Below are 5612 nucleotides of genomic sequence, written 5' to 3'. Positions count from 1 at the left end.
GACATACGCTCCGTTACTTTTTTGTTCTTGGCTAGTTAGTTCCTGTTCTTTTCGTTGTTTTTCCCATGCACTTAAAACCGTTTTATCTATCATAGGCACTACATCACTGTACAAGTTAATCTGTTCAATTACTTCGCTATCAGGAATTAATTCTTTATAAGCCTCCAAAAAGTGGTTAAAAACCTGCAAGCTAACTGAAGAAGTATCATCTATATTTGGATGTGCATTAATGATCAGTGTTTTGTTCATTTGTATTTCTCCTTTAAAATGAATTTTAGGCGCCAATTAAAGACTAACTTAATCGTCGATTAACATTATCTATAATATGTGCTATAATTATTTTTGTCAAATGAATAAAATTTACCAACAGAGATTTCTTTATTTGACTAGAACTCTAAATACTCCTAAGATACAATTTGATAATCCATAAACAAAAGTAGGTGAGTTTTATGCAATACAGTGTCGGAGTTGAATATGCTTTACATTGTCTTGTTTATTTAATTGATGTTCCTTCTAAGGAAAGTGTTGGGATCAAGGATTTGGCAGAATTCCAAGGACTTTCTGAGACATTTCTTTCAAAAGTTTTCGGTAAATTGTCTAAGGCTGGTATTGTAAGTTCTGTCCCCGGTGTAAAGGGAGGATATAGGTTATCTAAGTCCCCAGAAGACATTTCCTTTTGGGATGTAGTTGAAGCAGTTGAAGGTCCAAAGCCTATTTTTCAATGTAAAAATATTAAAGATAATGGTTATTTGTATAGAGAAAGCTGCTGTTCTGCTCCCTCCTTTTGCACCATCAATTTAGTAATGCTCTCTGCGGAAGAAAAAATGCGTGATGAATTACGTAGTAAAACACTATCATGGTTAAATGAAGAGCTTGATCGTGTATTACCCAAACAAATACGTGAAGATACTCGAAAATATTTTTCGAAAAACGACTAATAAAACGAACCTCTTGTGAAATTCCTTAATTAAAATATTCTAAAGAGCTTATTCATAAAAGCAACATCCTTATCTTTTAATTTCTAGCAATTTTGAAAATGCTATTGTATTAATATACATTCCTAGTTATTATTATAATAATTGATTGAAAGTATAGGAGAGAGTGCTATGAGTAGAAAAAATATTATTATTATTGGTGCAGCAGGAAGGGATTTTCATAATTTTAATACGTATTATCGTAATAATGAAATGTATAATGTTGTTGCTTTTACAGCAACGCAAATTCCAGATATCGATGGACGAAAATATCCAAGTGAATTAGCGGGCGAATTGTACCCTGAAGGTATTCCTATTTATTCACAAGATCAATTACCAGAATTGATTAAAGACTTGCAAGTGGATGAATGTGTGTTTGCGTATAGTGATGTTAATTACGAAGACGTGATGGGCGTGGGTGCGATTGTGAATGCAGCAGGTGCTAACTTCACATTACTAGGGCCAAAAAGCACGATGTTAAAAAGTAATAAGCCAGTTATTTCCGTTTGCGCTGTGCGAACTGGAACTGGAAAAAGCCAAACATCGCGTAAAATTATCGAAACACTGCTGGAGCATGATTTAAAAGTTATTGCAGTGAGACATCCGATGCCTTACGGCGATTTGAATGCACAGCGTGTTCAGCGCTTTGCGACAGTAGAGGACTTAAAAGAGCATAATTGCACAATCGAAGAAATGGAAGAATATGAACCACATGTGGCGCGTGGAAATATTGTGTATGCTGGCGTTGATTATGCAGATATTTTGGCAGCAGCTGAAAATGATCCAGATGGCTGTGACGTTATTTTATGGGACGGAGGAAATAACGATTTCTCTTTCTTCGAGCCTGATTTAGCTGTTACTGTCCTAGACCCGCATCGTCCAGGTCATGAGCTGAAATACTATCCTGGTGAAGTATGCTTAAGAACAACAGATGTGGCTATCATTAACAAAGTGGATAGTGCGCCAGAAGAAGCTGTTCAAATCGTAGAAAATAATATCAAATTCGCAAATCCAAATAGCACGATTATTAAAGCAGAATCAACGATTACAGTGGATCAACCGGAGAGTATTGTTGGAAAACGTGTATTAGTCGTAGAAGATGGCCCGACATTGACACATGGAGAAATGAAACTTGGCGCAGGTACAGTTGCAGCTGAACGTTTAGGTGCGAAGGAAATAATTGATCCACGTCCATTTGCAGTTGGTACATTAAGCGAAACGTTTAACAAATACAAACATATTGGCAACGTCCTTCCGGCGATGGGATACGGCGAACAGCAATTGAAAGATCTGGAAGAAACAATTAATAGTGCTGACTGTGATGCAGTAATCATTGGCACACCAATCGATTTATCACGCGTCATTTCGATTAATAAGCCATGTACACGTGTACATTATGATTTAGCTGAAATTGGCAGCCCGAATTTAAGCGATATTTTAAAAGATTTTATCCAAAAGCATAAGCTTGTGTGATGAACTTAAACAATTAGAAAAAAACTAGTGACACATTATTAGTGTCGCTAGTCTTTTTCCTTTCTTCCTACATTTTAACTTCCTACATAAAAGCTCCCATGTGTTTTTCCATTTTACCATTTAACCGCGAGTGGCTTAAGATTATCAATGGCTAAGCAAGTTCCTGCTTATTTTCCTTGTCAATCGTAGTAGAATACGATTTAAGCAACTTTTCAAAAATAGTATCCCATTTTTGTTCGAAAGCATATTTTCTTCCTTCAATCCCCATCTGACTCCGTAATGAATGATCGTACAATAACTCTATGACCGCTTTTGTAAATTGAGGCACATTTCCAGGTGGACATAGGCGGCCAGTTACCCCTTCCTGAATAATACATTTGACACCACCTGAATTTGCACCGATAACAGGTGTGCCACTTGCAAATGATTCAAGAACAACATTGCCAAATGTTTCAGTTGGAGATGGAAAAACAAATAAATCTGCAGCCGAATATATTTCAGCTAATTCTTTCCCTTGGAGAAATCCTGTGAAATCCATATTTTCTAGTGCCGCGTTTTGAAGCTGAGCCCTACTTGGACCGTCTCCTACAATTAGCCAATGTAAATTTTCATTTATGTGCGGAGGCAAGGCTTTTGCTATTTCTAGAAGTGTGTTGACATCCTTCTCAGGTGCTAGTCTTCCTACATAAATGAGAAGATACTTTTTGCGTATTTGATATTTTTTGCGAACAACTAGCTTATCATAGTAAGGATGGAATAGTTTGCAATCTACCCCTCTTGACCACACTTCCATATTTGTAAATCCCCTTTTCCTCAACTTTCCAATCGATTCAGACGATGGAACATAGATTTTCTGTAACGGACGATGAAACCAATTCATATATTTCCAAAGATATTTTGAGAGATTTGGTAAATCATAGTATTTTAAATAATAATCGAAATCCGTATGATAAGAGCCCACTAATGGAATATTTAACTTTTTTGCATAATATGCCCCGCAAACCCCCAAATTAAACGGAGTGGCAACATGAATGATATCCGGTGCAAAATGAATGAGCTCTTCTCTCATTTGAAATGGGTTAGGAAAAGCAAAACGGCATTCAGGATATAAGAAAAAGGGCAGACTTTTAAAGCGGTGAATATAGGGTGTCACATATTCACTAGATAAAGTGCTTGGTGCAAAAACCTTGAATGAAATATTTTCTCTAGTTAAATAATCAGTAAACTGCTTTAATGTTCGTGCAACCCCATTAATTTCCGGATAAAAGGTATCTGTGAAAAATGCAATTTTCATTTGCCCCTCCTTCAAAATGTCCATATAAAATAATAGCTAATAAAGCCACAAATAATTCCGAGCATTCTTACCTGCCATTACATCAGATGGATAATGTAGCCCAAGATAAATTCTTGATAGTCCGACAAATAAAGCAAGAGGAAGCAGGATGACAACTAAACTTATTGAAGTGACGATTAATTTTATGAAATAGTCGACATTCAAACTCATATAAGTCATATATCCGCTTCATCTTCAGATGTCCCCTCTCAACCTTTTGCCATCATTGGACATTAATGTGTAATGGCTGTATTTAATAAAATGTTCTTTTTTACGCTTGGTCTACCGATGGATACGTAGGTAATGTCGTGGTTTTGAGTTTTTTCAAGAGAATAGCAGTTTCGTCCGTCAACAATGACTGCATCCTTCATATAAATTTCGAACAATTCTAAAGGAAACTGCTTAATTTCATCCCATTCCGTTGCGATAATGGCTACTTCAGCATTAAACAAAGCACTTATCAAATCTGTTGTATACTCAATCGCATCCCCAACTAGCTTTTCTGCATTTTGAATGGCAATTGGATCATAGCCAACCACATTTGCACCTTCATTAAGCAAATCATTGATAATGGTTAAGGAGGCTGCTTCGCGAATATCATCTGTTCCTGGTTTAAATGCAAGACCTAAAAGTGCGACTTTTTTTCCGGCTAATGAGCCGACTAATTCTTTTGCTTTTATAACTGGGAGTGAACGTTGGCGATTATTTACATTAATAACTGCCTCAAGCAATTCAAATGAATGATCAACATCCCCCGCTATTTGTACAAGTGCATTTGCGTCTTTAGGAAAACAAGAGCCCCCATACCCAATACCTGCTTGAAGAAATGAATGACCAATACGCTTATCTTCCCCCATTCCGTAAGCTACTGTTTCCACATTTGCCCCAACCTTTTCACAAATGGCAGCGATTTCATTGATAAAACTAATTTTTGTCGCTAAAAAAGCATTTGATGCATATTTAATCATTTCTGCACTTCTGATATCTGTTTTGATAATCGGAATTTGAAGCGGAGCATATACTTGTTCAATAAGCAGAGCTGCTTCATTCGTATTCGCACCAATGACTATCCTGTCACTGTGGAAAAAATCATGGACGGCTGTGCCTTCACGAAGAAATTCAGGTGTTGAAGTAACTTCGATTTGAATTTTTGGAGGTTTTTTTCGCTGAATTAACATGTTCATTCGATCATTTGTACCAATTGGAACCGTGCTTTTCGTACAAATAATGACGTTGTTTTTTGCATTGAGGGCTATTTCTAGAGCAACGTTAAAGATAGAGTCTAAGTTTGCTGTTCCATCCTCGTTCTCCGGCGTTCCGACAGCAATAAATATGATATCTGCGAAAGAGTAAGCTTTTTTAGGATTGGTTGTAAAAGTCAAACGGCCGTTAGAAAGATTTTTGTGTAAAAGCGGTTCAAGTTCTGGCTCGTAGAACGGGGAGCACCCTGTTTGCAGCATTTTTATTCTATTCTCTTGATTATCGATGCATGTAACTTCGAAACCCATTTCTGCTAAACAAACACCTGTCACTAACCCAACATACCCTGTTCCAGCGACCGAAATTTTCACACAATCCCTCCTGTAATAAATAGATTTATGATCATTTTATTAGAAGAATATAAATTCTACCTTGAGGCAGTGTTAATTAATTGTAAAAAGATTCTAACAATTACTTTCAAATAATTAACAGTTCAAACTCGTTCATTCATACTGACAAAAATTAAACTTAAGAAACGAAGGAGGTTTTCAATGGTGGATAATTATTAATATAAAAAGAAACCTAGCGCAAATTACAAATACTAGCGCTAGGTTTTCATTTAATTATATTGA

4 protein-coding genes and 2 pseudogenes are annotated in these 5612 nt (G+C 36.3%); 2 read left to right on the top strand and 4 right to left on the bottom strand.

From position 1 onward, the window contains the following. Nucleotides 1-249, bottom strand: a pseudogene (locus tag V7149_RS25665) (NAD(P)H-dependent oxidoreductase); the annotation flags it as partial. A gap of 200 nt (nucleotides 250-449) precedes the next feature. Here V7149_RS25665 and V7149_RS25660 point away from each other — a divergent pair. Continuing rightward, nucleotides 450-938: an RrF2 family transcriptional regulator gene (locus tag V7149_RS25660; RefSeq protein ID WP_335348385.1), complete on the top strand. Its 489-nt coding sequence runs from the start codon at nucleotides 450-452 to the stop codon at nucleotides 936-938. A 168-nt stretch (nucleotides 939-1106) separates the two neighbouring features. Continuing rightward, on the top strand, nucleotides 1107-2447 hold the full coding sequence (locus V7149_RS25655) for a cyclic 2,3-diphosphoglycerate synthase (RefSeq protein ID WP_335348384.1): 1341 nt from the start codon (nucleotides 1107-1109) through the stop codon (nucleotides 2445-2447). 151 nt (nucleotides 2448-2598) lie between these two features. Here V7149_RS25655 and V7149_RS25650 read toward each other — a convergent pair whose 3' ends face one another. The 3 genes and pseudogenes from V7149_RS25650 to V7149_RS25640 all read right to left on the bottom strand — a co-directional run bounded on the left by V7149_RS25650 (nucleotide 2599) and on the right by V7149_RS25640 (nucleotide 5351). Beyond that, nucleotides 2599-3741: a glycosyltransferase family 4 protein gene (locus tag V7149_RS25650; protein WP_335348383.1), complete on the bottom strand. Its 1143-nt coding sequence runs from the start codon at nucleotides 3739-3741 to the stop codon at nucleotides 2599-2601. A gap of 11 nt (nucleotides 3742-3752) precedes the next feature. Next, nucleotides 3753-3930 (bottom strand): annotated as a pseudogene (locus tag V7149_RS25645) (phosphatase PAP2 family protein); the annotation flags it as partial. A gap of 83 nt (nucleotides 3931-4013) precedes the next feature. Continuing rightward, nucleotides 4014-5351 (bottom strand): UDP-glucose dehydrogenase family protein, encoded by a 1338-nt coding sequence (locus V7149_RS25640; protein ID WP_335348382.1) that lies wholly within the window; start codon nucleotides 5349-5351, stop codon nucleotides 4014-4016. Nucleotides 5352-5612 lie beyond the last annotated feature (261 nt).

Origin of the sequence: Bacillus sp. JJ1503, from assembly GCF_036965125.1 — a bacterium.
Lineage (GTDB): Bacteria > Bacillota > Bacilli > Bacillales > Cytobacillaceae > Cytobacillus.
Note: the sequence above shows the minus strand (reverse complement) of the source record. Positions and strands in the feature narration are given on the sequence as shown.